The 26396-nt window shown below is 59.9% G+C and carries 22 protein-coding genes and 1 tRNA gene; 18 read left to right on the top strand and 5 right to left on the bottom strand.

What is annotated here, in order from left to right:
* Positions 1-47: 47 nt before the first annotated feature.
* Positions 48-1127: a mycothiol synthase gene (gene mshD / locus HMPREF3160_RS00260; protein ID WP_176744667.1), complete on the bottom strand. Its 1080-nt coding sequence runs from the start codon at positions 1125-1127 to the stop codon at positions 48-50.
* A gap of 156 nt (positions 1128-1283) precedes the next feature.
* On the opposite strand from mshD, the gene HMPREF3160_RS00255 reads away from it, so the two are divergent.
* The 5 genes from HMPREF3160_RS00255 (at position 1284) to HMPREF3160_RS00235 (ending at position 6617) form a co-directional block, all read left to right on the top strand.
* Entirely contained in the window at positions 1284-1928 is a 645-nt protein-coding gene (locus tag HMPREF3160_RS00255) for a hypothetical protein (protein ID WP_070506349.1), read from the top strand.
* A 179-nt stretch (positions 1929-2107) separates the two neighbouring features.
* Positions 2108-2815, top strand: coding sequence for a nitrobindin family protein (locus HMPREF3160_RS00250; protein ID WP_070506346.1), 708 nt, complete (start codon positions 2108-2110; stop codon positions 2813-2815).
* A 66-nt stretch (positions 2816-2881) separates the two neighbouring features.
* Positions 2882-4138, top strand: coding sequence for a CAF17-like 4Fe-4S cluster assembly/insertion protein YgfZ (locus HMPREF3160_RS00245; RefSeq protein ID WP_176744666.1), 1257 nt, complete (start codon positions 2882-2884; stop codon positions 4136-4138).
* Between the two features lie 144 nt (positions 4139-4282).
* A complete protein-coding gene (tdh, locus tag HMPREF3160_RS00240; RefSeq protein WP_070506344.1) occupies positions 4283-5329 on the top strand; it encodes an L-threonine 3-dehydrogenase in 1047 nt (348 codons plus the stop codon).
* A 61-nt stretch (positions 5330-5390) separates the two neighbouring features.
* Complete coding sequence (locus HMPREF3160_RS00235; RefSeq protein ID WP_370977300.1) at positions 5391-6617, top strand: glycine C-acetyltransferase; 1227 nt, start codon at positions 5391-5393, stop codon at positions 6615-6617.
* A 72-nt stretch (positions 6618-6689) separates the two neighbouring features.
* Here the strand turns inward: HMPREF3160_RS00235 and HMPREF3160_RS00230 are convergent, their stop codons facing one another.
* Together HMPREF3160_RS00230 and HMPREF3160_RS00225 are read right to left on the bottom strand one after the other, a co-directional pair.
* On the bottom strand, positions 6690-6986 hold the full coding sequence (locus HMPREF3160_RS00230; protein WP_070506341.1) for a PspC domain-containing protein: 297 nt from the start codon (positions 6984-6986) through the stop codon (positions 6690-6692).
* A gap of 119 nt (positions 6987-7105) precedes the next feature.
* Positions 7106-8305, bottom strand: a complete 1200-nt coding sequence (locus HMPREF3160_RS00225; RefSeq protein WP_070506369.1) for a pyridoxal phosphate-dependent aminotransferase — start codon at positions 8303-8305, stop codon at positions 7106-7108.
* A 366-nt stretch (positions 8306-8671) separates the two neighbouring features.
* Here HMPREF3160_RS00225 and HMPREF3160_RS00220 point away from each other — a divergent pair, with 366 nt between their 5' ends.
* Positions 8672-9049, top strand: a complete 378-nt coding sequence (locus HMPREF3160_RS00220; RefSeq protein WP_141739754.1) for a hypothetical protein — start codon at positions 8672-8674, stop codon at positions 9047-9049.
* 118 nt (positions 9050-9167) lie between these two features.
* On the opposite strand, the gene HMPREF3160_RS00215 is transcribed toward HMPREF3160_RS00220, so the two are convergent.
* Complete coding sequence (locus HMPREF3160_RS00215) at positions 9168-11201, bottom strand: S8 family peptidase (protein WP_176744665.1); 2034 nt, start codon at positions 11199-11201, stop codon at positions 9168-9170.
* A gap of 474 nt (positions 11202-11675) precedes the next feature.
* Here HMPREF3160_RS00215 and HMPREF3160_RS00210 point away from each other — a divergent pair.
* From HMPREF3160_RS00210 to rplL, 7 genes are all read left to right on the top strand, one after another.
* A tRNA-Trp gene (locus tag HMPREF3160_RS00210) sits at positions 11676-11748 on the top strand.
* 140 nt (positions 11749-11888) lie between these two features.
* Positions 11889-12113, top strand: a complete 225-nt coding sequence (gene secE / locus HMPREF3160_RS00205; RefSeq protein WP_035758003.1) for a preprotein translocase subunit SecE — start codon at positions 11889-11891, stop codon at positions 12111-12113.
* 72 nt (positions 12114-12185) lie between these two features.
* Positions 12186-12920, top strand: a complete 735-nt coding sequence (gene nusG, locus HMPREF3160_RS00200) for a transcription termination/antitermination protein NusG (protein ID WP_070490189.1) — start codon at positions 12186-12188, stop codon at positions 12918-12920.
* 147 nt (positions 12921-13067) lie between these two features.
* Positions 13068-13499 (top strand): 50S ribosomal protein L11, encoded by a 432-nt coding sequence (gene rplK / locus HMPREF3160_RS00195; protein ID WP_035758007.1) that lies wholly within the window; start codon positions 13068-13070, stop codon positions 13497-13499.
* 177 nt (positions 13500-13676) lie between these two features.
* Positions 13677-14381 (top strand): 50S ribosomal protein L1, encoded by a 705-nt coding sequence (gene rplA / locus HMPREF3160_RS00190; RefSeq protein WP_035758009.1) that lies wholly within the window; start codon positions 13677-13679, stop codon positions 14379-14381.
* A 427-nt stretch (positions 14382-14808) separates the two neighbouring features.
* Positions 14809-15324, top strand: a complete 516-nt coding sequence (gene rplJ / locus HMPREF3160_RS00185; RefSeq protein WP_035758011.1) for a 50S ribosomal protein L10 — start codon at positions 14809-14811, stop codon at positions 15322-15324.
* A gap of 126 nt (positions 15325-15450) precedes the next feature.
* On the top strand, positions 15451-15825 hold the full coding sequence (gene rplL, locus HMPREF3160_RS00180; RefSeq protein ID WP_035758013.1) for a 50S ribosomal protein L7/L12: 375 nt from the start codon (positions 15451-15453) through the stop codon (positions 15823-15825).
* Between the two features lie 136 nt (positions 15826-15961).
* On the opposite strand, the gene HMPREF3160_RS00175 is transcribed toward rplL, so the two are convergent.
* The gene (locus tag HMPREF3160_RS00175) at positions 15962-17152 is read right to left on the bottom strand and encodes an acetyl-CoA C-acyltransferase (protein ID WP_070506366.1); all 1191 of its coding nucleotides are present in this window, start codon (positions 17150-17152) and stop codon (positions 15962-15964) included.
* A 393-nt stretch (positions 17153-17545) separates the two neighbouring features.
* On the opposite strand from HMPREF3160_RS00175, the gene HMPREF3160_RS00170 reads away from it, so the two are divergent.
* The 5 genes from HMPREF3160_RS00170 (at position 17546) to rpsG (ending at position 26368) form a co-directional block, all read left to right on the top strand.
* A complete protein-coding gene (locus HMPREF3160_RS00170) occupies positions 17546-21052 on the top strand; it encodes a DNA-directed RNA polymerase subunit beta (protein WP_070490817.1) in 3507 nt (1168 codons plus the stop codon).
* Positions 21053-21185: 133 nt separating this feature from the next.
* A complete protein-coding gene (locus tag HMPREF3160_RS00165; protein WP_070506336.1) occupies positions 21186-25073 on the top strand; it encodes a DNA-directed RNA polymerase subunit beta' in 3888 nt (1295 codons plus the stop codon).
* Positions 25074-25092: 19 nt separating this feature from the next.
* Positions 25093-25314 (top strand): hypothetical protein, encoded by a 222-nt coding sequence (locus HMPREF3160_RS09755; RefSeq protein ID WP_070490812.1) that lies wholly within the window; start codon positions 25093-25095, stop codon positions 25312-25314.
* 209 nt (positions 25315-25523) lie between these two features.
* Positions 25524-25898, top strand: a complete 375-nt coding sequence (gene rpsL, locus HMPREF3160_RS00160) for a 30S ribosomal protein S12 (RefSeq protein ID WP_035758017.1) — start codon at positions 25524-25526, stop codon at positions 25896-25898.
* Positions 25898-26368: a 30S ribosomal protein S7 gene (gene rpsG, locus HMPREF3160_RS00155; protein WP_035758019.1), complete on the top strand. Its 471-nt coding sequence runs from the start codon at positions 25898-25900 to the stop codon at positions 26366-26368. Before rpsL ends, rpsG begins: the two co-directional genes overlap by 1 nt.
* The last annotated feature ends 28 nt before the right edge of the window (positions 26369-26396 follow it).

Genomic DNA, 26396 nt, shown 5'->3' with positions numbered 1-26396 from the left:
TGAGATCTTGGGGCAGATGTCAGCCAACTGTTACCTGAAAGTAGTTTCTAGGCGTCTTTCGTATACATCACGTCTACGTCCCAGCGTTCAAAACCGAGGCTGTCATACAGTGCGACCGCCGGGGCGTTATCGGCGTCCACGTACAACATGATCGTCTGGTGTCCCTCGTCTTTGAGATGGTTCAAACCCGCCAGGGTGAGCGCCTTGCCCAGACCGCGGCCCTGCGCATCCGGTGAAACACCCACCACGTAGACCTCACCGACTGCAGGGTGTTCAGTCCTGCGCTCATCCGTGTGAGCCGAGTGCACCTTGGTCCAGTGGAAACCCAGCAGGTCACCGGACTCGTCGTCGGTGGCCAGCAGGAAACCTGCCGGATCAAACCAGTCTTCAGCAAGCCGCTCATCCAAATCCGAACGCGTGAGCTTGCCCTGCTCCGGATGCGACGCGAACGCCGCCGCGTTCACGTCAAGCCAGGCATCGGCATCCTTGTTAGGGTCGAAAGCCCGGATGCTCACACCAGCAACCTCAGGGGTGGCAGGCAGCGACGCAGGGTCGCATAGCCGCATGCTCCACAACTCACGCACACGCTCCAAACCGACACGCTCCGCCAGGGTGCGTGCCGCATCGTGATCCCCGTGAGCCCACACGTTGACGGTGCGGCCCTCAATCTGGGAGGCGAGCATGTCCGCGAGGTCCTGGCCCATACCGAAACCGCGGTTGTTCGGATGCACAGCCATCTCAACGGTCGCAGGTTCGCTCGGCGCGCCGGTCACGATCGCGGCCGCCACCACGCTCTCACACGGCTGAGACTCTGCATTCGCCGGGCCTGCTGCTTGATCGGTCGATGCTGCCTGGTCCGTTGAGACGATCACACCCCACACGTCCTCGCCGCGGCGCAGCTCGATGCGGGTCTGTTCGTTGAACGGTTCGTGACCATCGGCGTCCTCAGCCGCGCGAGCGACCGCGATGATGCCATCCAACACGGCATCAGACGGACGGCCATCAAAGCGGGACAGCGTCCACATCGTGGAATCGGTGTTGGCGGCGTCAGCGTCCTGTGCGGCGGGGGCCTGCTGGCCGCGTGCATCGTGCTGGCCGTGTGCAGCGTGGGATTCATGCGTGCTCATAGTCATTACGCTAATCGAGTTGCGGCGCAATGAACATGCCTGTTCATGCCCAGCGAAGTCATCCCTAGCGGGTTCGTGCCCGCCGTTTTGTACTGGTTTAGCTCATTTGTGGTGGATTGACTGGGGCGGCGTGGTTCGATGCGGCATGATGGAAGGGTGCGTTATCCGTTGCTACTGATTCTGTCCGGGCTGGTGTGGGTTGTTCTTACGGCCCCGGCTTTGTTGAGCCTGGGGGCGGAGTCAGGTTCAACTCAGATGGAATCGAGCGCGGGTTTGTTCACGACCGCGTTGGTATTGCTCGCGATGTGTGTTTTGTGGCCGCGCCGCCAGCATGCCGTGGGTGGTTCCACGGTTCGGATCGTGATGTTCGTGACGATGGCGGCTTCGCTGGGAATGATGCTGTTGCTTCCGGAGGAGCACGGGTTGGCGTGGTGGCCGATGGGCGCGGCAGTCGGTGTGCTGCTGAGTTTCGTGTTGCAACTGTTCTCTGTTGAGGAATCTCGCGAGAAGGTAGCGGTGCTCGCCGAATGCATTGGCGCCTCACTGGTCGTGGCGTTGGGTTCCGGCTGGTTTGTGTGGGTCCGGGAGATCCGCTTGGATGGTGCCTCGGTTTCGACAGCTTTGTGGGTTTCGGTTGCGCTCGCCGTGGTGGGTGTGGGGCTGGGTGTCTGGCTGATCACCTTGAGCCGGCCTAAGGCGTTGGGTCAGATCCCGATGTGGACATTCGCTATCGCTGGGGCGTGCGGCGTGGTCGTGATGGGTATGCCCACTGCGCTTGTGACCCGGTATTTGATCTATTAGAGCGGTCATAGTTGCGGGCGGTTTCTGGCCTGGTGGGGGAACGGGGCTAGACTAGAGGCATGAACGATTACTTGGGTTATGAGATTTTCTTCTACGGCCTGATCGGTGCTGCCGGCTTGGGCATGTTGAGCTTCGCGATCGGCACCGTGCGTTACCTGTTCCGGGGTCAGAAGTAATTTATGGCGTTTGAGCTTCCCGTCGATCTCACGCCGGAGCTTGTCCCGCTTTCGTGGCTTTTGGGCCGCTGGGAAGGCTACGGGATGCTGGGAGAGGGTGCCGCTGATGATCAGCGGTTCTTCCAGCGCGTCACTTTTGAGCAGATTGGTTTGCCGGTTGTTGAATACCGTGCAGAGACGTGGCTAGCTGATGACGAGGGCCAGGTTATTCGCCCGATCGCCGTGGAGACCGGTTTCTGGCAGCTGGAACGTGAGCTGACTGAATCGGACGGCGGGCCTGGCCTGATCCCGGGTGACGTGGTTCCTGCGTTGCGTAACGCGGAAGACGTCGAGAAGCTACGCACTGAACGGGACGGCCGGGAGGGCTTTGCCCTCAACGTGACGATCGCGCACCCCGGTGGGATCACCGAACAGTATTCGGGGCACATCGCTGGCCCGCAGGTGTTCCTCGAAACCGCAGGTGTGCAACGTTCGCAGTACGCGCATCCGTATGATCGGGCGACCCGCATTTACGGGTTGGTCAACGAGATGCTGTTCTGGCGTTGGGACGTCGCAGGCGATGCCGGTGAGGAGCTCGCGGCGCATGGTTCCGCCCAGCTGAAGCGCGTTGCCCCGGGTGGCCGCCGACACGCCGCTGACAACAACGGCTCTAGCAACGGCGACGCTGCTGAGGGGACTGAGGAATCAGCCGGCGGCGAAGGCACTGACTAGGCCGAGTAGGCGTTGTTGCCGAGCTGCTGTAGAAGCTGAGTTTGTTGACATGCTGAGTTTGTGTAGATGCTAGACCCGCAGCCTGTTGATCTTTCCGCGGTTGAGCCGACCCCGGATTCCGTGTTCTTGAGCCTTGAAGGCGCAGTGCGCGCCTCGGGTGTGGACGCCGGCATTGCTCTGCACTATGGCTCGCCTTTGCGTGAGGGCCGCGACGTGGATGAAGCCCGTGCGGTCGTTGATTTGTCCTCGTGGGGTGTGGCCCGGGTGAGCGGCCCGGACCGTCTCACGTGGCTGAACTCGCTGGCTTCCCAAAAACTCGACACCCTGGCACCGAGTGAGCCGACCCCGAACGACTCCAACCAGTGCGCTGAGTCGGTTCAGAACGCGGCGGTGCGGGCCTTGTTCTTGAATCTTCAGGGCCGCATCGACTTTGATGTGCGTGTCCACGATGACGGCGAAGCCACGTGGCTTCTCACCGAACCGGGCTATGTGGGCAGCTTGGTCGAATGGCTGGGCAAGATGCGTTTCATGAGCCAGGTTGAGGTCGCTGATGTGACCTCCGAATGGGCTGTGGTGGGGGCGCGTTGTGTGTTGCGTGAACGGCTCGCTGATGCCGGTGGACAGCAAACCGGGGTGGTAGGACAGCTTGAGGACGCGTGGGGCCCGGTGTTCCGGGATCCGTGGCCGGATGTGTGCGTTGGTGGCTGGCCGTATGGCCCGGTCGACGGTGAGCATCCTGGTTCTGATGGTGAATGGTTCTTCTCGCTGGTTCGGCGCTCCCGTATGCCGGAGGTATTGAGCGCGGTGCAGGACGCTGGGCTGCGCATCGGCGGTCTGATGGCGTATGAACAAGTCCGCATCGCCGCCTGGAATCCGAGTATCCGGACAGAAGTGGACTATAAGACGATTCCTCACGAACTGGACCTTCTACGCGTGGCAACCCACCTGAACAAGGGTTGCTATAAGGGGCAAGAGACGGTGGCTCGCGTCCACAACTTGGGGCATCCGCCGCGCCGCATCGTGTTCTTGGACCTGGACGGTTCCGAACACACGTTGCCTGCGGCCGGCGCTGAAGTGAAGGCGGGTGAGCGCACGGTTGGTACGCTCACAAGCGCCGTTTTGCATCACGATGCCGGCCCGATTGCGCTGGCCGTGATCCGCCGGAACGTCGGTGTCGATACGGAGCTGACTGTGGTGGACGGCGAGCAGACCTATCAGGCGCTACAGACCGTGATTGTGCCCCCGAACGCTGGCAATGTGGTGGGCCGCCCGAAGGACGTGGGCCGGTTGGGTCCCGGCATGGGTAAGGATCTGCGCGGATAAGGCCTCCCCAGACGCCGGCGCGCGCGTTAGTCTTATTCCTAACTGCCGCCGCACCGTCTTATGCGCTCGGCCCGTGTTTTTCGGCTTGCGCCCTTACGGTTCATATCCTTTCGGCTCGTGCCCTTTCTGTTCTGGGAGGACTTCATGAAGGCCCTTTATAAGTCTGGCCCGCACGTCGGTTTCGAGTTCACTGACCGCCCCGTTCCTGCCCCGGGCGCGCACGATGTTCTGATTCGTGTTGCGATGGCCGGGATCTGCGGTACAGACCTGCACATCGAGGCCTATGATCAGGCGGCCCAAGACATGATCGCCCCACCCATGATCCCGGGGCATGAGTTCTATGGCGAGGTCGTCCAGACCGGCGGTTACGTGACCGATGTGAAGGTCGGGGACCGGGTTTCCGGTGAGGGGCACGTGGTGTGCGGTATGTGCCGCAATTGCCGTGCGGGGCGCCGCCACATGTGCATCAACACGCAGTCAGTTGGGGTGCAACGTGATGGCGCGTTCGCTGAGTATGTGGTGATCCCCGAATCGAATGTGTGGATTCACACGGATGATTTCGTGACCCCGGAGCTGGGCGCGATCTATGACCCGTTGGGCAACGCGACCCACACCGCGCTTCTGAATAACCTCGTGGGCGAGGACGTTCTTATTACGGGTGCTGGCCCGATCGGTTTGATGTCAGCCGCTATCGCCCGTCATGCTGGCGCGCGCAAGATTGTGGTCACTGACTTGAGCGAGGAACGCCTCAGACGTGTCGAGGGCATGGGCGCGGATGCAGGGGTTCTTGCAGGTCGCGAGAAGATCGCCGATGTGCAGCGCAACCTGGGGCTGGTTGAAGGCTTCGACGTCGGCTTGGAGATCTCAGGAGCCCAGCCGGCGCTTTCGGAAATGATCGAGAACATGAACCACGGCGGCCGCATTGCACTTTTGGGTTTGCCTAACGGCGCGTGGAGCGTGGATGGTGGCCGTATTGTGACGCGCATGCTCACGTTGCAGGGCGTGTATGGCCGTGAGATGTATGAGACCTGGTACGCAATGACCGCGATGCTGCAGAGCGATGAGCTGTTCAGGCAACGGATCGCTTCCGTGATCTCCGATGTGGTTCCGGCCTCCGAATGGCGTGAGGCTTTCGATATTGCCCGCTCGGGGCAACGCGGCAAGGTCTTGCTGGATTGGCGAAACGTTTAAGACACTCTGCTTAGACACACTGCTTGGAAACGATGAGATTGAGGGGAAGGGCTGAGGAATTATGACGAATGCACGTGAGGCGATGCTTGCTGATCTGCAGGCTGAACTGGATGAAATCGAGGCCTCGGGCCTGACCAAACGGGAGCGGACCATCACGACCCCGCAGTCAGCCCACATCACCGCTAGCGCGAACGGCCAAGCCCGTGAGGTGCTGAACTTTTGCGCCAACAACTACCTTGGCCTGGCCGATGATCCGCGGATCATCGACTCCGCACGTGAAGCCTTGACCGAACGCGGTTTCGGTATGGCATCGGTGCGGTTCATCTGCGGAACCCAGGACCAACACCTTGAACTCGAGGGTAAGCTCGCTGACTGGTTGGGAACCGATGACGCGATCCTGTTCTCTTCCTGCTTTGACGCCAACGGTGCCGTGTTCGCGCCGCTGTTCGGCGAACAGGACGCGATCATCTCGGACGCCCTGAACCACGCCTCGCTCATCGACGGGATCAGGCTCTCTAAAGCAGCCCGCTTCCGCTACGCCAACCGCGATATGGAAGACCTTAGAGCCCAACTCGAAGCGGCCAAGGCCCTCAACGATGGCGGGGGCGCTCGCCGCACCGTGATCGTGACCGATGGTGTGTTCTCGATGGACGGCTTTCTTGCTCCGCTGCGTGAAATCTGCGACCTGGCCGACGAGTACGGCGCTTTGGTCATGGTCGATGATTCGCATGCGGTCGGTTTCATGGGGGAGACCGGCGCAGGAACTCCTGAACATGCGGGGGTTTCTGACCGCGTTGACATCTACACCGGAACGTTCGGCAAGGCCCTGGGTGGCGCATCGGGCGGTTATGTTGCGGCTCGTCAGCAGATTGTCGATATTTTGCGTCAGCAAGGCCGCCCGTATTTGTTCTCCAACTCGCTGGCCCCAGCGATCGTTGCCGCAACGATCACTGCCCTGGACTTGGTTTCGGGGGCAGCTGACTTGCGGGAGAAACTCTTCGAGAATGCCGCGCACTTCCGCCGCCGGATGGACGAGGAGGGCTTCGAGCTGCTTGAGGGCGAGCATGCGATCATCGCAGTCATGTTCCACGATGCCGCGCTCGCGGCCAAGATCGCCGACGAGATGCTCAGCCACGGCGTATACGTCACGGCGTTCAGTTTCCCGGTGGTTCCGCGCGGTGATGCCCGCATTCGCGTTCAGCTTTCAGCGGCGCACTCACCCGAGGACATCGAGGCGTGCGTGGACGCATTCGTGGCGGCCCGCACAGCGGTTGAGGCCGCCAGCTAGAAGGCTAGGCGCCGGCGCGAAAGCGCGGCATCTGCTCTTAAGCAGGTGCCGCGCTTTCTTATTCGCGTTGAGTTATTTCCGCACTTTATTGGCGCCCCAGTTCATGAGTTTTTCTAGCACCAACGGATCGTATTCTCGCGGCGGGATGGCGACGGTCTTGCGGCGTCGCGCAGCTCGCTCGGCGGCCTCGTCGCTGGCGCCCCACGGGGTGAGGACCCACGCGATGAGGTAGGCAGGTAACGAGATGACCGGCAGGATCAACGCGATGAGCGTGATGAGCCGAACCATCCCGACGTCCCAACCGGTTTTGTGTGCGATGCCGCCACACACGCCACCCAGCATCCGGCGCGGCCCGCGGCGTATCGGCATGGCTCTAAGCCACCTGTAGATCGGATCCATGTGGAGCACTTCCTGAAAAGTCGGTTTCGTGAAAGGTTGCTGTCGTGTTCGGTGAAACTCGTGTCTGGCTGTGAAGCCGTTCCCAGAGACTAGGCAGCGCCGTTGATGAAGTCACGGACGCGGCGGAGGCCTTCGGCGAGGTCGTCGTCGCCGAGTGCGTAGGAAAGGCGCAGGAAGCCCGATGGCCCGAACGCTTCGCCTGGTACGAGCGCTACACCGGTTTCTTGGAGGATGAGTTCGGCGAGCTGGCTCGAGGTGGTGGGGGTTTGCCCGGCGTAGGTTTTGCCGAGGGCTTCGCGCACATCCACGTAAGCGTAGAACGCACCCTTTGGGGTAGGGCAGTGGAAGTCGTTGATCTGGTTGAGGGCTTCGACCATGGCTTTGCGGCGGCGATCGAAGCTTTCTCGCATCGTGTGGACCTCATCGAGCGTCCCGGAGACCGCCGCGATCGCTGCCCGCTGGGACACGTTGGCGACGTTACCGGTTGAATGCGACTGGAACGTTGAGACCACCTTGATGAGGTCGCTTGGGCCGATGAGCCAACCCACACGCCAACCGGTCATCGCGTAGGTTTTAGCTACACCGTTGAGGATGACAACCTTCTCAAGGCCTTCCGTTACAGCGGCGATGGATGTGAACTCGGCATCGTCGTAGACGAGGTGTTCATAGATTTCGTCGGTGATAACCCAGATGTCGTTATCGCGGGCCCATTCGCCTATCGCTTTGGTTTCTTCCGGCGTATAGACGGCACCGGTCGGGTTGGATGGGGAGACGAACAGGACCGCTTGGGTTGAATCGGTGCGCGCGGCTTCAAGCTGTTCGACCGTGACCTTATATCCGGCCTCAGGGCCAGCGAAGACCTCGACGGGCACCCCGCCTGCGAGTTTGACCGCCTCGGGATAGGTAGTCCAGTAGGGGGCGGGGATGATGACCTCATCACCGGGGTTCAGTAGGGCCTGGAACGTGTTGAACACCGCTTGTTTGCCGCCGTTGGTGACCACGATGTTGGCCGGATCAACCTCGAGCCCTGAATCACGCAGGGCCTTCGCGGCGATTGCTTCTCGCAGTTCGATGAGGCCGTTGGTTGCGGTGTAGCGGTGGTTCTTCGGGTCGCGGGCAGCAACAACTGCGGCCTCAACGATGTAGTCGGGAGTTGGGAAGTCCGGCTCGCCGGCACCGAATCCGATGACGTCCTCGCCTTGTGCTTTCATGTCCTTGGCGCGGTTGGTTACCGCGAGGGTTGCCGATGGTGCGATGGCGGAAAGTCTGGCTGAGAGACGAGCTGGCATGAACAGTCCTTCAATGATGCGGTTCGGGTTTGCGTTGGGGCGTTTCCGAGCCACCAGATAGAGATAATGTGGGGCGCTTCCATCCTAGCGAGGCGAGTGGGAAAATGAGGCATGCATTCAGAAATGACGCCTCAGTTTTACAGCCGCGAGAATCCTAGAACGCCGGGCGCGGCGCGGCGGCTTATTCCCGCGTGTGTGCTCGCATTGTCCCTATCGTTCGTAGCGGCATGCTCTAGCGGCCCTTCCCAGAACGAGGCTGAGCAGTCGGCTACCGAGTCGGCATCGCCCGCGGAAACAGGTTCGGCGGAGCCTTCAGCCAATGAGTCAACGCAGCCTTCAGCCAGCGAGTCAGAGGAGTCTACGACCATGCCCCCTTCATCTTCTACTTCGGGTGGTCCTCAGGACGGCCCGTCTTCGAGCAGGCTTCCTTCGATGCGCGGCCCAAAGAACGATCCTTCGCTGCGGCATCCTGGTCCGCCAGCGGTTGGTCGGGGAACTATTGACGGGTTGATCCTGCAAGTTAAGAAGGGTTCTGACCGCGACGAGGTGGATAAGAAGGTGGCTCGGGCCCTTGAGAAGTTCGATGTTGCGGCTAAGCCGGGGCTCACGATGTTCGATGGCTCGTTCGTCTACAGCTTGGAGCCTGGTTTCAAAGAGACCCGGTTGGATGAGGTGAGCGAGGCTTTGGAAAAGCTGCCGGAGGTCACCTCGGTTGAACCGGATTCGCAAGCACGCATGCAGTAGGCGGTGCCTGTAAGAGGAACGAACCGATAAAGATGCGGCCGGCCTGGAATGCTCCAGACCGGCCGCATCTTGCTCTCTTGTTTTATGGTGCTCTACCGCCTGCACGGTAGAGGGTCTCTTATTTGACGGTCACCTCTACGTCATCAAGGTTGAACGCGGTAGCGAAGAAGAGCCCTTCGCGGCCGATGAAGCGTAGCTTGATCTGCTGACCAGCGAACCGGGAGAGGTCGATGTGGTGCTGGCGGTAGCCTCCACCCTTCTCGGCATTGGAGTGAGCTTTCAGGGTGGTCCAGCGTTTGCCGTCCCACACCGAGACGGTGAGGGTGTCGCTCACCGCGGGCATCAGTTCGTTCGAACGCACCTTGAGCCAATAGCTCAAAACCGCATTGGATTTAGCGGGCACGGTCACGCTCTGTTCCAGCGTGTATCTCGAGGGGCGGCCGTTGCCGTTGAACATAGCCGAGTGGTCACCGGAGCGAGCATGAGTGCTGTTGCGGGCCAGGATGTTGCGAGCGTTGCTGGACCACGGCCCGAGGCCTTCCTCGAAGCCGCCGTTACGGATCAGCTGACGCCCAGGCTCAGGCTCAGGCTCAGGTGACTGCTCCGTTGTTGGTTTTGGACTTGGTGCCGTGGTTGGCGAGCTACTTGGCTCGGTGGTTGGCTCGGTGGTTGGCTCAGGGGTCGGCTGAGGGTTTGGTTCCGTGCTTGGTTCTGGGCTCGGCTGAGACGTTGGCTCCGTTGACGGTTTAGGGGTTGGCTTTGGAGCTGGCGCATTGTTTCCGGCCGCAGCCTTGACCGCACGCCCAGCATCGACGATCCCTGCGCCGCACGGACGCGGGCACTTGCCATTCGGTGCCTTCACGGTCTCTTTGAGGATCTTCTCGATACGAGCTGGGGAGATCTCTGGGTTCACGGACTTCATGAGTGCGGCAACACCTGCAACGTGCGGGGTAGCCATCGAGGTGCCCTGGTATTCCGAGTAGCTTGGGCCAACGGGACGGGTCTTGCCGGAGTTCACGGTGGAGAGGATTCCGCTACCGCGAGTATGGGTTTCACCGCCGGGTGCAGATACGTCCAGGGTGTCACCGAAGTTCGAGTAGTGGGCTGGCTTGCCTTGTTTATTGGTTGCACCAACGGTCACTACGTTTTGGCAGTTAGCTGGCTGGAAGTTCGCGGCGTTCGTGGTGTCGTTACCCGCAGCCACAACAACCACGGCTCCGCGGCTGTTAGCGAGGTCGATGGCACGCTGGTAGCTCGGCATGCAGGTTCCGCCACCACCTAGTGACATATTGATCACATCAGCTGGGTTCTGGTTTTTAGGGGCACCTTGCACGTCTACTCCGACTGACCAGGCGATAGCGTCAGCGAAGTCAGACAAGCGTCCGCCGCACTTACCGAGCACACGCACAGGCACGACCTTAGACTTTGGCGCTACGCCCACAACACCTTTCGAGTCTGCAACTGCCGCGATGGTGCCGGCTACGTGGGTTCCGTGCCAGGAGGAATCACGTCCGCGGGGCTCGCCGCATTCTCCAGCTACTTGCCAGTCACCGCTGTCGGTCGGGTCGCTATCGCGCCCGTCGCCATCGGTGGCTGTTTCTGGATCGGCGATGAAGTCATAGCCCGGCAGAATGTTGGCATCCAAGTCAGGGTGGCGGGTGATGCCGGAGTCCAATACGGCGACAACCGCACCCTCACCTTGCGTGTACTTCCACGCTTCCTGCGAATCCACTCCGTAGGTGCCGTGAAGACCCCACAGGCTGGACCAGTCCTGATCGCGAGGCTCAAGGCTCACCGGGTACAACCGGATATCCGGCTCAACGGATTCAACTGCAGGGTCAGCGGCGAGCTTGTCCATGAAGTTATCGGCCTTCTTACCTTTGAGGCGCTGATCCCCAAGATCGATCACGTGTGATCCGGTCGCGGTCTTGCGCACTTCCTCGGCATCTACTCCGTAGGACTTACCGGCTTTCTCCCAGGCCTTGGAGCGCTTCGCCGCCTGATTGGTGGCACGAGCCGAGGACTTGTAGGTCACGATGAAGCGGTCATAGCCATCGGCGTTGAGCTTCTCGATCGCCTCCTGTTTGCGTTCAAGGTTCTCCTGAGCCTTTTGCGAATCCTCATGAGACTGCTTGTCGGTTTTAGCAGACATGACGCTTTGCGATTGCACCGATGCTTCAGGCTGCGATGCGACAGGGGCCGCGTGCGCCATCGTCGGGGGGATAGCCAGAGTCAGTGTCGCAACGCATGCGCCAAGAGTTCCAAGCAATCGAGTGCGCGACGCGCGACGGGCGTGGACCCGGCGAGGGCGCGGTGTGGATAAAGTCACTATGATCGTCTTTCGTGTTCGGGGAGGGAGCACTGTGGATCGCTCACGGTGCATCAACCGTAGACGTGAATAAATCTATTGGGAAGACCTAACTCGCACTTCTTATACGATCCTCAGTAACTGCATGAGGGGTGCATCGAGAGTGCACGGTGTACTCATAGGTAACTGTCTGTGGTGTGTACTGAGCGCATGAGTTCGACTTATCGCGCGTGTTCGGTATAGACTGGACATTCGGTGTTCACCGTTTGCGGATCAGCGCGCTTAGGTGGGTGGCTAAAATCGGTGGACACGGCTCATAGGGCAGTGGCGCAATTGGTAGCGCAACGGTCTCCAAAACCGTAGGTTGCAGGTTCGAGTCCTGTCTGCCCTGCGTTTGGGCAAACGCCCGGCGATGACGGCGTGGACCCCGCACCCCAGGATCGGGGCCGCGGGGCCATGTTGTTTCAGCAAGAGATCTGAGTAAGGGATCTGAGCGAAGGATCTGACACGTGCAGATCGGAAGGTGAACCAGTGACGGAAACCACGGCACAACGCAAGAAGCGCGGCTTCTTCGGTGCGATCTCTCTGTTCTTTGCCCAGGTAATCCAGGAACTGCGCAAGGTTGTTTCACCAACCCGCAAGGAACTGGTTAACTACTGGTTTGTTGTACTCATGTTCGTTGTCATCGTCATGATCATGGTGGGTCTGCTGGATTTCGTGTTCGGTAAGGTCGCCGTCTGGTCGTTTACCCGATAACTACGCTCGAATGAGCCGCGCGCAACCGGGCGCGGTCAGCCGCAGAGCGCACCAAGCAGAAAGTAGGAGCGAGTGTCCGAGCAGGAACTGGAAGCTAACGAGTCAGAACCACGCACCGAGGTTGACTCGACCGTCGACGCCTCCGTCGACGCTGCCCAGGATGCGGACAGCGATGCTGCAGCCGAAACCGATGAGCTCACCGAACTGCGTCGCAAGTTCCGTTCGAAACTACGTCGGCAACCGGGCCACTGGTACGTCATCCACTCGTACGCAGGCTACGAGAACCGCGTGAAACTCAACCTGGAAACCCGTATTCAGACCCTGAATATGGAGGACTACATCTACGAGATCCAGGTTCCAATGGAAGAAGCCGTTGTCGTGAAGAATACGGTTTCTAAAAAAGTTCGTCGCGTCCGCATCCCGGGCTATGTGTTGGTCCGCATGGACTTGACGGATGAATCCTGGGGTGCTGTACGCCACACCCCAGGCGTGACCGGCTTTGTCGGAAACGCATATGACCCAACCCCGTTGAGCCTTGACGAGGTGTACTCGATGCTCGAGCACACCATCGAGGTTGAAGCGGAAGCCGAAGAGACCGGTAAAGAAGCAAAGGTTCCTGTCACAGAGGTCAAGGCAGACTTCGAGGTTGGCGAGGCCGTCATCGTCAACGACGGCCCCTTCGAATCGATGCCAGCAACCATCTCCGAGGTCAAGCTCGAAACCCGCCAGCTCGTGGTCCTGGTTTCCATTTTCGAGCGCGAAACCCCGGTCACGCTGCAGTTCAACCAGGTCACCAAAGTCAACTAGTCCAAGCGGGCTACATAGACAACACAAAAGTTTTCGTCGCCCCGGCTCGCTTAGCCGGGACCGACGATCCGGTCGCCGCGCCACGGCGACCAACCGGCCCTCGTACGCTCCTGTGCGAGGGTGAAGTTTGAGAGAGAAGGACCATACATGGCTCCGAAGAAAAAGGTCACTGGCCTGATCAAACTCCAGATTCAGGCAGGTCAGGCAAACCCGGCCCCACCAATCGGCCCGGCACTTGCCCAGCACCGTGTCAACATCATGGAGTTCTGCAAGGCTTACAACGCTGAGACCGAATCCCAGCGCGGTAACGTCATCCCAGTAGAGATCACGGTTTTTGAAGATGGCTCGTTCACCTTCATCACCAAGACTCCACCAGCGTCCCAGCTGATCAAGAAGGCAGCTGGCGTTGCTAAGGGCTCCGGCGTTCCACACACTGACAAGGTGGGTAAGCTCACCAAGGATCAGGTCAAGGAAATCGCTGAATACAAGATGAAGGACCTCAACGCTAACGACGTTGACGCTGCGTCCAAGATCATCGCAGGCACCGCCCGTTCGATGGGTATCGAGGTCGAGAAGTAATCGCGCTTCTCGCTACACGCCCTCGCGTGTGGCGCGCGGTTCAAACACGCGAACCAAACACATAGTGTGAGCGTGGACTGAACCCGTTACAGATATAAGCATCATGCCCCGTGAAGGGGAGTGGGAAGGGTCGAGCGCGGCCCGGGTACCACAACTGCACAAGGAGAAAAGACGCAGATGGCAAAGCGCAGCAAAGCATATTTGGAAGCAGCCGCCAAGATTGAAGACGGCAAGCTCTACCAGCCGAAAGAGGCTCTGGCTCTGATCAAGGAGACCACGAGCGCTTCGAAGGGTAACGCAACCGTTGAGGCTGTATTCCGCCTTTCGGTTGACCCTCGTAAGGCTGACCAGATGGTTCGCGGCACCGTGAACCTCCCACACGGCACCGGTAAGACCGCCCGCGTAGTGGTCTTCGCTGCTGGTCCGAACGCTGACGCAGCTCGTGAAGCTGGCGCAGACTTCGTTGGTTCCGATGACCTCATGGAGAAGATCCAGGGCGGTTGGACCGACTTCGACGCCGCAGTAGCCACCCCAGACATGATGGGTAAGGTCGGCCGCCTCGGTAAGATCCTCGGCCCGCGTAACCTCATGCCAAACCCTAAGACTGGCACCGTCACCATGGACGTTGCTAAGGCTGTTGGTGACATCAAGGGCGGTAAGATCGACTTCCGCGTTGATAAGCACTCCAACCTCCACTTCATCGTTGGTAAGGCTTCCTTCGACCAGAACGCTCTGGAAGAGAACTTCAAGGCTGCTGTTGAGGAAATCAACCGCCTGAAGCCATCCGCTTCCAAGGGCCGCTACATCAAGAAGGCCACCCTGGCTACGACCTTCGGTCCTGGCGTTCCACTGGACCCAGCAACCGTCACTGTCCGCAGCTAGCACCACGCGGCTAGTCGCCGACGAAACATAGCGTTGTCCCCGGTCATGCGAATGGCCGGGGACAATGTGTTTAATGCTGTGCCCCTCTAGCCTGAAGCTAGGGATACGGGCCCTGGTGGCGCATCGCGGGGAGCGCTGATCGGGAAGAGTGCTGGCTGGTTGCGCTACCGGCGTCTGCCGATTGGCGCATCGTGATCCATTGCGTTAGACTGGACGCTGTACCAAAGACCGTTGGTTATGGGCGCGTGCGCTCATCGAAGGTTCCCGCACTTGCAGGGCAGCCCACGTAGGGACAGATTCTTCACGAACCGAGGCGATCAGCGCCGTCGATGTTCACCGTGTAGCCCTGTGCCTATGTGCCAGGGCTATTTTGCTTTTCGGGGCAACCAACCGGGATGAACCATCTTAGAACCCCGGAAGGAGTGTCATGGCTAAGAACGTCAAGGAGATCGCCGTAGCGGAGATCACCAAGGACTTCGAGGAGTCCTCGGCTGCAGTCCTGACCGAATACCGTGGGCTCACCGTGGAACAGCTCAAGGAGCTTCGCCGCTCCATGGGCCCAGACACCAAGTACGCAGTCGTCAAGAACACCTTGACCGAGATCGCTGCTAAGAACGCCGGTGTCGACGCATTCGAGGGCATGCTCAACGGCCCAACTGCTATCGCGTTTGTACGCGGAGATGCAGTTGCAGCCGCTAAGAGCCTCACCGATTTCGCTAAGGACCACGAGAAGCTCATCATCAAGGGCGGCTACTACGACGGCCAGAAGATGGACGCTGAGCAGATCAAGGATCTTGCTGCTCTCGAGTCCGTCGAACACCAGCTGGCTCGTGTTGCCGGTGTCCTCAAGGCACCAGCATCCGCTGCTGCACGCATCATCGATGCGCTGCGTCTCAAGCGCGAAGAGGCCGGCGAAACCGCCGAAGCCCCAGCTGCAGAGTAGTCACGGTTCCGTAGCATCCGTTGTCCCGCAACATCCGTTTGCGGCGCGGGACGCTTGAGCCCAACAGTTTCAACCGACAAGCTTTTACGCGGAGCAAAGCCTCCGCATCGACGAAAGGACGCCACTATGGCGAAGCTCACCACCGAAGAGCTCCTTGACGCGTTCAAGGAAATGACCATCTTCGAACTCTCCGAGTTCGTTAAGCAGTTCGAAGAGACCTTCGACGTCACCGCAGCTGCTGTTGCTGCAGCTCCTGCTGCAGGCGGTGCCGCAGGCGGCGCTGAAGAGCAGACCGAATTCGACGTCATCCTCGAAGCCGCTGGCGATAAGAAGATTGGCGTTATTAAGGAAGTTCGCGGCCTGACCTCCCTAGGCCTCAAGGAAGCTAAGGAGCTCGTTGACGGCGCTCCTAAGGCTGTTCTCGAAGGCGTCTCCAAGGAAGATGCAGAGAAGGCTAAGGAAGCTCTCGAGGGCGCTGGCGCAACCGTCACCCTCAAGTAATTTCCTTTCACTCGCCGCGGCGTGACAGTGCGCCGCTCACAGTGAATGAATGTTTGGCCCGTGTCACCATTTGGTGGCACGGGCCAAACTTTGTTAAGGGCCCTGGCTGATGATGGGGGGAGGTAGGGGCGGCAGACTAGCGGTGCAGCAAGAGTGCTTCGCCTTGACCTCCGCCGCCACACAGCGCGACGGCCGCGGTGCCTCCGCCTTTCTCCTCAAGTTGGTAGCACGCTGTCACAATGAGGCGTGCGCCACTCGCCCCGAGTGGATGGCCCAAGGCGATCGCGCCACCCCATGCGTTCACGTCCTCTGCGTCCACACCTAGCTCGCGTTGGGACTGCGCGGACACGGATGCGAAAGCCTCGTTGATTTCTATGACATCGAGGGCGCCCTGATCGATGCCGGAACGTTCGAGGGCCCTCTTGATCGCTCGGGCTGGCTGGGAGTGCAGAGAATTATCCGGCCCGGCAACCTGGCCTGCCTCGCCGATGGTCGCCAGTATGGTCGCGTTGTTCTGTTCAGCCCAGATGCGCGAAGTCACGATCACGGCCGCTGCTCCATCCGATAGGGGAGAGGAGTTCCCGGCAGTGATGGTTCCTTCTTTCGAGAATGCCGGTCGCAGCTGAGCCAAGGCCTCAGCGTTCGTATCCTCACGCACACCCTCATCCTCAGTGACAGTATGCTGTCGGCCGCGGCGATCCTCCCACTCAACAGGGGCGATCTCTTGCTTCAGGTGCTCATGGGAAGAAGCTGCTCGTTGATGGGAGGCGGCGGCCACCGCATCCTGCTCTGCCCGCGAAATCTCGCGAGCATCGTTGCCGGCATCAGTCAGCGAGCCCATCGATACCTGATCAGCCGCATCCGTGAGGCCATCATGAGCCAGCGAATCGACCGCGGCTACGTCCCCGTACTTCCAGCCAGCGCGGGAGCCCGGCAAAAGATGAGGTGCATTCGACATTGACTCCATCCCGCCAGCAACCACAACATCAGCCTCACCTAGGCGAACAAGGCGGGCGGCGTGAATCACAGCCGAAAGCCCCGAAAGGCACACCTTGTTGACCGTCTCAGCATAAGCGGATGCAGGTAGGCCCGGAACCGAAAGGGCTGCCTGCCGAGCGGGGTTCTGCCCACATCCAGCCTGAACCGCCTGCCCCATCACCACGGCCTCGACACACTCCGCGCCGACCCCAGCCCTGCCGAGCGCGGCCTCGATAGCGCGCCCACCCAGCGCAGCGGCAGAAAAATCCTTGAGCCCGCCCAAAAGACGCGCAAAAGGCGTACGCGCGGCACCAATGATCACCGCGTCGCGCCCGCTCAAAGCCGCCATGCCCTGCAAGCCACCAGGGGTGGAATCGCCAGTCACGCCACCGGACATATGAACCTCCATCGTAAGAAAAACGCACACGAATGTGACCAGCATCTCACGATCGAAGGTGCGCTTGCCATGCAAGCCCGGCAGGCATCGTGCCCGGTATCACGCACGCGAGCTCAAAATACTATTCGACACGCTTGACGAACTGCGCTAAGATGGATCGTTGCGGCTCTTCTTGTCCTGTTACATCGACCTTCATATAGCGGTGGGTCGATGTTTTAACGTCTCATCAGGCGTTTACAACCTCACGCGAATTCCTAGTCTCACCAGCTAGTCAACGCATAGAGAATACGCATAGCGAGGGCAAAGCCGCACCCGGAAACATGACGGTCTGTGGAAGGAAAACCTTTGGTCGCCTCGAGCACCTCTCAGAACTCAACCGCTACATCGGCTCGTACCGCCGCCGCAGCGGGCCGCATCTCCTTCGCGAAAATCCACGAGCCCCTCGACGTTCCCGATCTGCTGGCACTGCAGACCGAATCGTTCGACTGGCTCATCGGTAACGAACGCTGGCAGCAGCGCGTAGCGAAGGCAGAAGAAACAGGGGACACCAGCGTCCCACGAGTACCAGGGCTTGCCGAGATCTTCGAAGAGATCTCACCCATCGAAGACTTCCAGGGCACCATGTCCCTGAGCTTCTCCGAGCCGGAATTCGCGGACCCTAAGTACACGATCGCGGAAGCCAAAGACCGCGACGCCACCTACTCGGCACCGCTCTACGTGCGTGCCGAGTTCATGAACAACCAGACCGGCGAAATCAAGCAGCAGACGGTCTTCATGGGCGATTTCCCGCTCATGACCGACAACGCAACGTTCATCATCAACGGAACCGAGCGCGTCGTTGTGTCCCAGCTGGTCCGTTCCCCAGGTGCCTACTTCGAGCGCACCCCAGACAAGACCTCCGATAAGGACATCTACTCCGCGCGCATCATCCCATCCCGTGGTTCCTGGTTCGAGCTCGAAATCGATAAGCGCGACCAGGTCGGTGTCCGCCTCGACCGTAAGCGCAAGCAGTCCGTGACGGTACTGCTCAAGGCCCTCGGCTGGACCGAATCCCAGATCCTCGAAGAGTTCGGCGACTACGAGTCGATCCGCATCACCCTCGAGAAGGACACCGTCCACACCGAGGAAGAAGCGCTGCTGGACATCTACCGCAAGCTGCGCCCAGGCGAGCCGCCGACCGTTGAAGCGGCACGCAACTTGCTTGAGAACATGTACTTCACCCCGAAGCGCTACGACCTCGCTAAGGTGGGCCGCTACAAGCTCAACCGCAAGCTCGGCATGGACATGCCGATGGACACCCCAGAGTCCTCCGTTCTGACCGAGGCCGACATCGTAGCGATGATCCGCTACATAGTCGCCCTCCACGCAGGCGAGCGCACCATCAAGGGTGTACGCAAGGGCGAAGAGACCGACATCCCGATCAACGTCGATGACATCGACCACTTCGGCAACCGCCGCATCCGCGCGGTCGGCGAACTGATCGACAACCAGGTCCGCACCGGCCTGTCCCGTATGGAGCGCGTTGTACGTGAACGTATGACCACCCAGGACGTCGAGGCGATCACCCCGCAGACCCTGATCAATATTCGCCCGGTGGTTGCTGCGATCAAGGAGTTCTTCGGAACCTCCCAGCTCTCGCAGTTCATGGACCAGAACAACCCACTGGCTGGCGTGACCCACAAACGCCGCCTCTCGGCTCTGGGCCCAGGCGGTCTCTCCCGTGACCGCGCAGGCATGGAAGTCCGTGACGTTCACCCGTCTCACTACGGCCGCATGTGCCCGATCGAGACCCCGGAAGGCCCGAACATTGGCCTGATCGGCTCGCTCGCAACCTATGGTCGCATCAACTCCTTCGGCTTCATCGAAACCCCGTACCGTCGCGTTGTTGACGGCGTGGTGACCGAGCACGTCGATTACCTGACCGCAGACGAAGAGCTCGAATACCAGATCGCGCAGGCAAACGCGCCGCTGGCAGAAGACGGCACCTTCGAAGAAGACCTCGTTCTCTGCCGTGAACGCGGTGGCGGCGGCGAACCAGTCCTGGTCGCTCCGAACGAGATCGACTACATGGACGTCTCGCCACGCCAGATGGTTTCCGCAGCGACCGCGCTGATTCCGTTCCTCGAACACGATGACGCCAACCGCGCGCTCATGGGCGCGAACATGCAGCGTCAGGCCGTTCCGCTCCTGGAGCCGGATTCCCCAATCGTGGGTACCGGTATGGAGAAGTACCTCGCGGTTGACTCCGGTGACGCGGTTCTGGCGAAGAAGCCAGGCGTTGTCACAAGTGTTTCGGCTGACCTCGTCTCCGTCATGAACGATGACGGCACGCAGACGAACTACCCGATCATGAAGTTCGCCCGCTCCAACCAGGGCAACGGCTACAACCAGAAGGTCGTTGTCACGGAAGGGGACCGGCTGGAAGCTCAGGCCCTCATTGCTGATGGCCCAGCAACCCAGGCGGGCGAGCTCGCGCTCGGTAAGAACCTCCTCGTTGCGTTCATGTCCTGGGAAGGCCTCAACTACGAGGACGCGATCATCCTCTCCGAGCGCATGGTCTCCGACGACGTCCTCACCTCGATCCACATCGAGGAATACGAGGTCGATGCCCGTGACACCAAGCTCGGCGCTGAAGAGATCACCCGTGACATCCCGAACGTGTCCGAGGAAGTGCTTTCGCAGCTCGATGAGCGCGGCATCATCCACATCGGCGCTGAGGTAGAGGCCGGCGACGTCCTCGTGGGTCGTGTAACACCTAAGGGTGAAACCGAACTGACCCCGGAGGAGCGCTTGTTGCGCGCGATCTTCGGTGAGAAGTCCCGCGAAGTCCGTGACACCTCGCTGCGCATCCCGCACGGTGAGTCCGGTACCGTCATCGGCGTCCGCATCTTCGATCGCGACGATGACGACGAGCTACCACCAGGTGTGAACCAGCTGGTCCGTGTCTACGTTGCACAGAAGCGCAAGATCACCGTTGGTGACAAGCTCGCTGGCCGCCACGGTAACAAGGGTGTTATCTCCAAGATCCTCCCGGTTGAGGACATGCCGTTCATGGCTGACGGTACCCCGGTCGACGTGATCCTGAACCCAATGGGTGTTCCGGGCCGTATGAACCTGGGCCAGGTCATGGAGTTGCACCTCGGGTGGGCCGCATCCCAGGGCTGGAACATCGAAGGTGAACCTGAGTGGATCAAGAACCTTCCGAACCTGCCGCGTGAGCAGGCTCCGATCAAGGTTGCCACCCCGGTCTTCGACGGTGCTGAGGAAGAGGAAGTCCGCGGTCTGCTGGACCACACTCTGCCGTCCCGTGACGGCGAGCGTCTGATCGATAACTCCGGTAAGGCGACCCTGTTCGATGGCCGCTCCGGCCAGCCGTTCCCGGAGCCGATCTCCGTGGGTTACATGTACATCCTCAAGTTGCACCACTTGGTTGATGACAAGATCCACGCTCGCTCGACCGGTCCATACTCGATGATTACGCAGCAGCCGTTGGGTGGTAAGGCCCAGTTCGGTGGTCAGCGTTTCGGCGAGATGGAGGTGTGGGCGCTTGAGGCGTACGGCGCGGCATACACCCTGCAGGAGCTGCTGACGGTCAAGTCGGATGATATCCACGGCCGTGTGAAGGTCTACGAGGCCATCGTCAAGGGCGATAACATCCCTGCCCCTGGCGTTCCGGAGTCCTTCAAGGTTCTGTTGAAGGAAATGCAGTCGCTGTGCCTGAACGTTGAGGTTCTTTCGACCGACGGCGAGACGATTGAGATGCGCGATGCGGACGAGGAAGTCTTCCGGGCCGCAGAGGAGCTGGGTATCAACTTGTCCAATGTTGAGCCGAGCTCGGTTGATGAGGTCTAAGTAGCGCTCGATGCGGTGGCGGGCTGGGGTGCCCGCCACCGGCTACGGACCTTTGTCCAGTCTGGTTGTGTTGCTGGGCTGGTGAACCACCTGATGAAGACTTCAATTTTTTGACGAAAGAGAGTAAGGACTTATGTCCACCGAATCGACTTTCGGATTGATGCGTATTGGTTTGGCTACGGCTGAACAGATCCGCGAATGGAGCTACGGCGAGGTTAAGAAGCCGGAGACCATTAACTACCGCACACTCAAGCCTGAGAAGGATGGCTTGTTTGGTGAGCAGATTTTCGGTCCTACGCGTGACTGGGAGTGCTCGTGCGGTAAGTACAAGCGTGTCCGTTTCAAGGGCATTATTTGTGAGCGTTGTGGCGTTGAGGTGACCCGTTCTAAGGTTCGCCGTGAACGTATGGGCCACATCGAGTTGGCTGCTCCTGTGACGCATATTTGGTACTTCAAGGGCGTTCCTTCGCGTTTGGGTTACCTGCTTGATTTGGCGCCGAAGGACCTCGAGAAGGTTATTTACTTTGCGGCGTACATGATCACCTCGGTTGATGAGGAACGCCGTCACGAGGAGCTGCCGAACTTGCAGGCTGCTCACGATGTTGAGATCAAGAACATCGCTAACACGCGTGACGCTGATATCGCTGAGATCGCTAAGGAGCTTGAGGAAGAGCTCGCTCGCCTTGAGGGTGAGGGCGCTAAGGCTGCTGAGAAGAAGAAGGCTCGCGACGCCGCTGAGAAGGAAATGGCGAACGTCCGTAAGAATGCGGACGCCGAGATTGAGCGTCTCACCGAGGTGTGGGAGCGTTTCAAGACCATCAAGGTGGGTGACCTTGAAGGTAACGAGTCGCTGTTCCGCACGATGCGCGCCAAGTATGGCCTGTTCTTTGAGGGCTTGATGGGTGCTGAGGCGATCCAGAAGCGCCTGCAGAACTTCAACCTCGAGGAAGAGGCAGAGGCGCTGCGTGAGGTGATCGCTACCGGTAAGGGTCAGCGTAAGACTCGCGCGATCAAGCGTCTGAAGGTTGTTAACGCTTTCTTGACGACCGATAATTCGCCTGAGGGTATGGTCCTTGACGCTGTTCCGGTGATTCCGCCGGAGTTGCGCCCTATGGTTCAGCTTGATGGTGGCCGTTTCGCTACCTCGGACCTCAACGACCTCTACCGTCGTGTGATCAACCGCAACAACCGCTTGAAGCGTCTCATGGATCTGGGCGCTCCAGAGATCATCGTGAACAACGAGAAGCGCATGTTGCAGGAGTCGGTTGACTCGTTGTTTGACAACGGTCGCCGTGGCCGCCCGCAGACTGGCCCGGGTAACCGCCCGCTGAAGTCGCTGTCTGACATGCTCAAGGGTAAGCAGGGTCGTTTCCGTCAGAACCTGCTGGGTAAGCGTGTTGACTACTCTGGCCGTTCGGTCATCGTGGTTGGTCCGCAGTTGAAGCTGCACCAGTGTGGTCTGCCTAAGCAGATGGCGCTTGAGCTGTTTAAGCCGTTCGTGATGAAGCGCCTGGTTGATCTGAACCACGCTCAGAACGTCAAGGCAGCTAAGCGTATGGTTGAGCGTTTCCGCCCTGCGGTGTGGGATGTTCTTGAAGAGATCATCGCTGAGCACCCGGTTCTGTTGAACCGTGCACCAACCCTGCACCGCCTGGGTATTCAGGCGTTTGAGCCGCAGCTCATTGAGGGTAAGGCTCTGCAGTTGCACCCACTGGCGTGTGCAGCGTTCAACGCTGACTTCGATGGTGACCAGATGGCTGTGCACTTGCCGTTGAGCCCTGAGGCTCAGGCTGAGGCGCGCATCCTGATGTTGTCTTCGAACAACATTCTGAAGCCTTCGGATGGCCGCCCGGTTGCGTTGCCTGCGCAGGACATGATCATCGGTTTGAACCACTTGACTACCCGCCGTGAGGGTGTTGTTGGTGAGGGTCGTAGCTTCTCTTCTGTTGCTGAAGCGATCATGGCGTTCGATGCGGGCGAGCTTGATCTGAACGCGGTCTGCACGATTGCGGTGGATAACTTTGTTCCGTCGGCTTCGCAGCCTGCCCCTGAGGGTTGGGTTGAAGGCAAGCCGGCGCTTCTGGAGACCACTCTGGGTGTCGCCTTGTTCAATGACACGTTGCCTGAGGACTATCCGTGGTTCGCTGAGGTCGCTACCAAGGGCACCTTGGGTGACCTCGTGAATGACCTCGCTGAGCGTTACCCGAAGGTCGATACTGCTCGTACCCTCGATAACCTCAAGGACAAGGGCTTCGAGTGGGCCACCCGCTCGGGTGTCACGGTTGCGATCTCTGACGTGACCTCTCACATGGACAAGGCCGCGATCCTGGCCCCGTATGAGGAGCGTGCTCAGAAGGTTCAGACTCAGTTTGAGATGGGTCTGATCGCTGATGATGAGCGCCGTACCGAACTCATTGACATCTGGACTCAGGCCACCGAGGAGGTTGCCTCCAAGATGCAGGAGGGCATGGAGAAGTACAACACCATTAACCGCATGGTGACTTCCGGTGCTCGCGGTAACTGGCTGCAGTTGCGCCAGATTGCCGGTATTCGTGGTCTGGTGTCGAACCCGCAGGGTGAGATTATTCCTCGCCCGATCAAGTCTTCCTACCGTGAAGGTTTGACGGTTCTTGAGTACTTCATCGCTACTCACGGTGCCCGTAAGGGTCTTGCGGATACCGCGTTGAAGACCGCTAACTCGGGTTACTTGACGCGCCGCCTGGTTGACGTTTCTCAGGACGTCATCGTGCGTGAGCATGACTGTGGTACCCGCCGTGGCCTTAAGGTCGCTATCGCGGATGAGGTCAACGGTGTCCGTACTCTGCATGAGACGGTCGAGAACTCGGCGTACACCCGCACCCTTGCCAAGGATGTTGTGGACGCCAACGGTGAGCTGTTGGCTGAGGCCGGCGAGGACGTGGGCGATGTCCTGATTCAGCGCCTCTTCGATGCCGGTATTGACGAGGTCAATGTCCGTTCGGTTCTGACGTGTGATTCCGCGGTTGGTACGTGTGCGTTGTGCTACGGCCGCTCGCTGGCATCCGGCAAGCTCGTTGATATCGGTGAGGCCGTGGGTATTGTTGCGGCTCAGTCGATTGGTGAGCCTGGTACCCAGTTGACGATGCGTACCTTCCACTCGGGTGGTGTTGCTGAGTCTGGCGATATTACCCAGGGTCTGCCTCGTATTCAGGAGCTCTTTGAGGCGCGTACGCCTAAGGGCTTGGCGCCGATCACCGAGGTTGCTGGTCGTGTCTCGATCGAGGACACCGAGCGCGCCCTGCGCGTTATCGTGACCCCGGATGATGGCTCTGAGGAAGAGGCCTACCCTGTTCTGCGTCGTTCCCGCCTCTTGGTTGAGGAAGGCGATCACGTGGACGTTGGCCAGCAGCTGGCTGCGGGTGCTATTGACCCGAAGCAGGTTCTGCGTGTTCTTGGCCCGCGTGAGGCACAGAAGTTCCTGGTCCGTGAGGTTCAGGCTGTGTACCAGTCTCAGGGTGTGGGTATTCACGATAAGCACGTTGAGGTTATTGTTCGCCAGATGCTGCGCCGCATCACCGTGATTGACCAGGGTGACACGGATCTGCTTCCTGGTGAGCTGGCTGACCGTGCGGTCTTCCAGGCCGCTAACCGTAAGGCTGTCGCTGAAGGTGCCCGCCCGGCATCGGGCCGTGACGAGCTCATGGGTATCACCAAGGCTTCGCTGGCTACCGAGTCGTGGCTGTCCGCCGCGTCCTTCCAGGAGACCACGCGCGTTCTGACTCAGGCCGCTATGGAGGCTAAGTCTGATCCGCTGTTGGGTCTGAAGGAGAACGTCATCATCGGTAAGTTGATCCCTGCCGGTACTGGCTTGGATCGCTACACCCAGGTTGATGTTGAGCCGACTGAGGAAGCGAAGGCTTCCTTCTACTCCGGCCCATCCGCTTTCTCTGGTTTCGATTATCAGGGGATGGATGCGTTCGGCGGCGAGTTCTCCGCGATCTCGATGGAGGAGTACGGCAACTTCGGTCAGGACTTCAACTGATCTCTAGCCTCGCTGGCTGGTGACGAATCACCGGTTAGCTGAGACCAAGTACGATGCGGCGGGTGCCTTCCGTAGGGGAGGTGCCCGCCGCATCGGCGTTAAGAGCTGTTTATGGTCCGGCCATGTTGTGTTGTGGCGGCGTTGGGGCGGCGCTGGCACTCTTGTGGCGTGCACGCTTGCGGATAAGGGCCTGGCGGCCGCGAACGTGCAGATTGTGGCGAGAACGAAAATGCTGATATAGTGGATGATCAGAGTTTTCGTGTGGAGAAGTGGACTCAGTCCGTGTCGTTCGCAGGTTGAATGACGTACTCCACACTTTCGCACGCCTCGGACCAAGCGGTTTAGAGATCGCGAGAAAACGATAACCGCACGCATCGCCCGCCGCGCTTTACATAGTGAGGCAACCGGGTGGGCAAGCGGACAGTCCGATCAGCAACGTAAGGACATAGATTGCCTACAATTCAGCAGCTGGTGCGCAAGGGTCGCGCTCCACACAAGAACAAGTCGAAGACCCCGGCGCTTGAGGGTAACCCAATGCGCCGCGGCGTGTGCACCCGCGTGTACACCACTACCCCTAAGAAGCCGAACTCCGCGCTTCGTAAGGTTGCTCGTGTCCGCCTCGCAGGCGGCACCGAAGTAACTGCCTACATCCCAGGTGAGGGCCACAACCTGCAGGAACACTCCATCGTGCTCGTTCGCGGTGGCCGTGTGAAGGACCTGCCAGGTGTCCGCTACAAGATCGTCCGCGGCGCACTCGACACCCAGGGTGTCAAGGACCGCGGCCAGGCCCGTTCCCGCTACGGCGCTAAGAAGGAGAAGAAGTAATGCCTCGTAAGGGTCCAGCTCCCAAGCGTCCAATTGTCAACGATCCGGTATACGGCTCCGCACTGGTCACCCAGCTGATCAACAAGGTGCTCGTAGACGGTAAGAAGTCCACCGCAGAGCGCATTGTATACGGCGCACTTGAAGGCACCCAGGCTAAGACCGGTAACGACCCGGTAGCCACCCTCAAGAAGGCCATCGAAAACATCAAGCCTGCACTTGAGGTTCGCTCCCGCCGCGTCGGTGGCGCAACCTACCAGGTCCCTGTTGAGGTCAAGCCTGGTCGCTCGGTTGCGCTCGCGCTGCGCTGGCTGGTCGGCTTCTCGAAGGTCCGCCGCGAGAAGAGCATGACCGAACGCCTCATGAACGAGATCCTGGACGCCTCCAACGGCCTCGGCGCAGCAGTCAAGCGCCGCGAGGATACTCACAAGATGGCGGAAGCCAACAAGGCGTTCGCTCACTACCGCTGGTAATCCACGTTCTACCCGGTGGCGATCCTCG

The organism is Arthrobacter sp. HMSC06H05, assembly GCF_001807395.1.
GTDB classification, from domain to species: Bacteria; Actinomycetota; Actinomycetes; order Actinomycetales; family Micrococcaceae; genus Pseudoglutamicibacter; species Pseudoglutamicibacter albus.
Note: the sequence above shows the minus strand (reverse complement) of the source record. Positions and strands in the feature narration are given on the sequence as shown.

Bases quoted from the DNA above. Each gene is read 5' to 3' on its own strand.
- HMPREF3160_RS00165 (WP_070506336.1), top strand. From the start codon at position 21,186: ATGTCCACCGAATCGACTTTCGGATTGATGCGTATTGGTTTGGCTACG.
- HMPREF3160_RS00225 (WP_070506369.1), bottom strand. From the start codon at position 8,305: ATGCCAGCTCGTCTCTCAGCCAGACTTTCCGCCATCGCACCATCGGCA.
- rplJ (WP_035758011.1), top strand. From the start codon at position 14,809: ATGGCTAAGAACGTCAAGGAGATCGCCGTAGCGGAGATCACCAAGGAC.
- HMPREF3160_RS00235 (WP_370977300.1), top strand. From the start codon at position 5,391: ATGACGAATGCACGTGAGGCGATGCTTGCTGATCTGCAGGCTGAACTG.
- rplK (WP_035758007.1), top strand. From the start codon at position 13,068: ATGGCTCCGAAGAAAAAGGTCACTGGCCTGATCAAACTCCAGATTCAG.
- HMPREF3160_RS00175 (WP_070506366.1), bottom strand. From the start codon at position 17,152: ATGGCGGCTTTGAGCGGGCGCGACGCGGTGATCATTGGTGCCGCGCGT.
- HMPREF3160_RS00245 (WP_176744666.1), top strand. From the start codon at position 2,882: ATGCTAGACCCGCAGCCTGTTGATCTTTCCGCGGTTGAGCCGACCCCG.
- HMPREF3160_RS00230 (WP_070506341.1), bottom strand. From the start codon at position 6,986: ATGCCGATACGCCGCGGGCCGCGCCGGATGCTGGGTGGCGTGTGTGGC.
- HMPREF3160_RS00215 (WP_176744665.1), bottom strand. From the start codon at position 11,201: ATGTCTGCTAAAACCGACAAGCAGTCTCATGAGGATTCGCAAAAGGCT.
- tdh (WP_070506344.1), top strand. From the start codon at position 4,283: ATGAAGGCCCTTTATAAGTCTGGCCCGCACGTCGGTTTCGAGTTCACT.
- mshD (WP_176744667.1), bottom strand. From the start codon at position 1,127: ATGAGCACGCATGAATCCCACGCTGCACACGGCCAGCACGATGCACGC.
- rplL (WP_035758013.1), top strand. From the start codon at position 15,451: ATGGCGAAGCTCACCACCGAAGAGCTCCTTGACGCGTTCAAGGAAATG.
- HMPREF3160_RS00250 (WP_070506346.1), top strand. From the start codon at position 2,108: ATGGCGTTTGAGCTTCCCGTCGATCTCACGCCGGAGCTTGTCCCGCTT.
- rplA (WP_035758009.1), top strand. From the start codon at position 13,677: ATGGCAAAGCGCAGCAAAGCATATTTGGAAGCAGCCGCCAAGATTGAA.
- rpsG (WP_035758019.1), top strand. From the start codon at position 25,898: ATGCCTCGTAAGGGTCCAGCTCCCAAGCGTCCAATTGTCAACGATCCG.
- HMPREF3160_RS00220 (WP_141739754.1), top strand. From the start codon at position 8,672: ATGCCCCCTTCATCTTCTACTTCGGGTGGTCCTCAGGACGGCCCGTCT.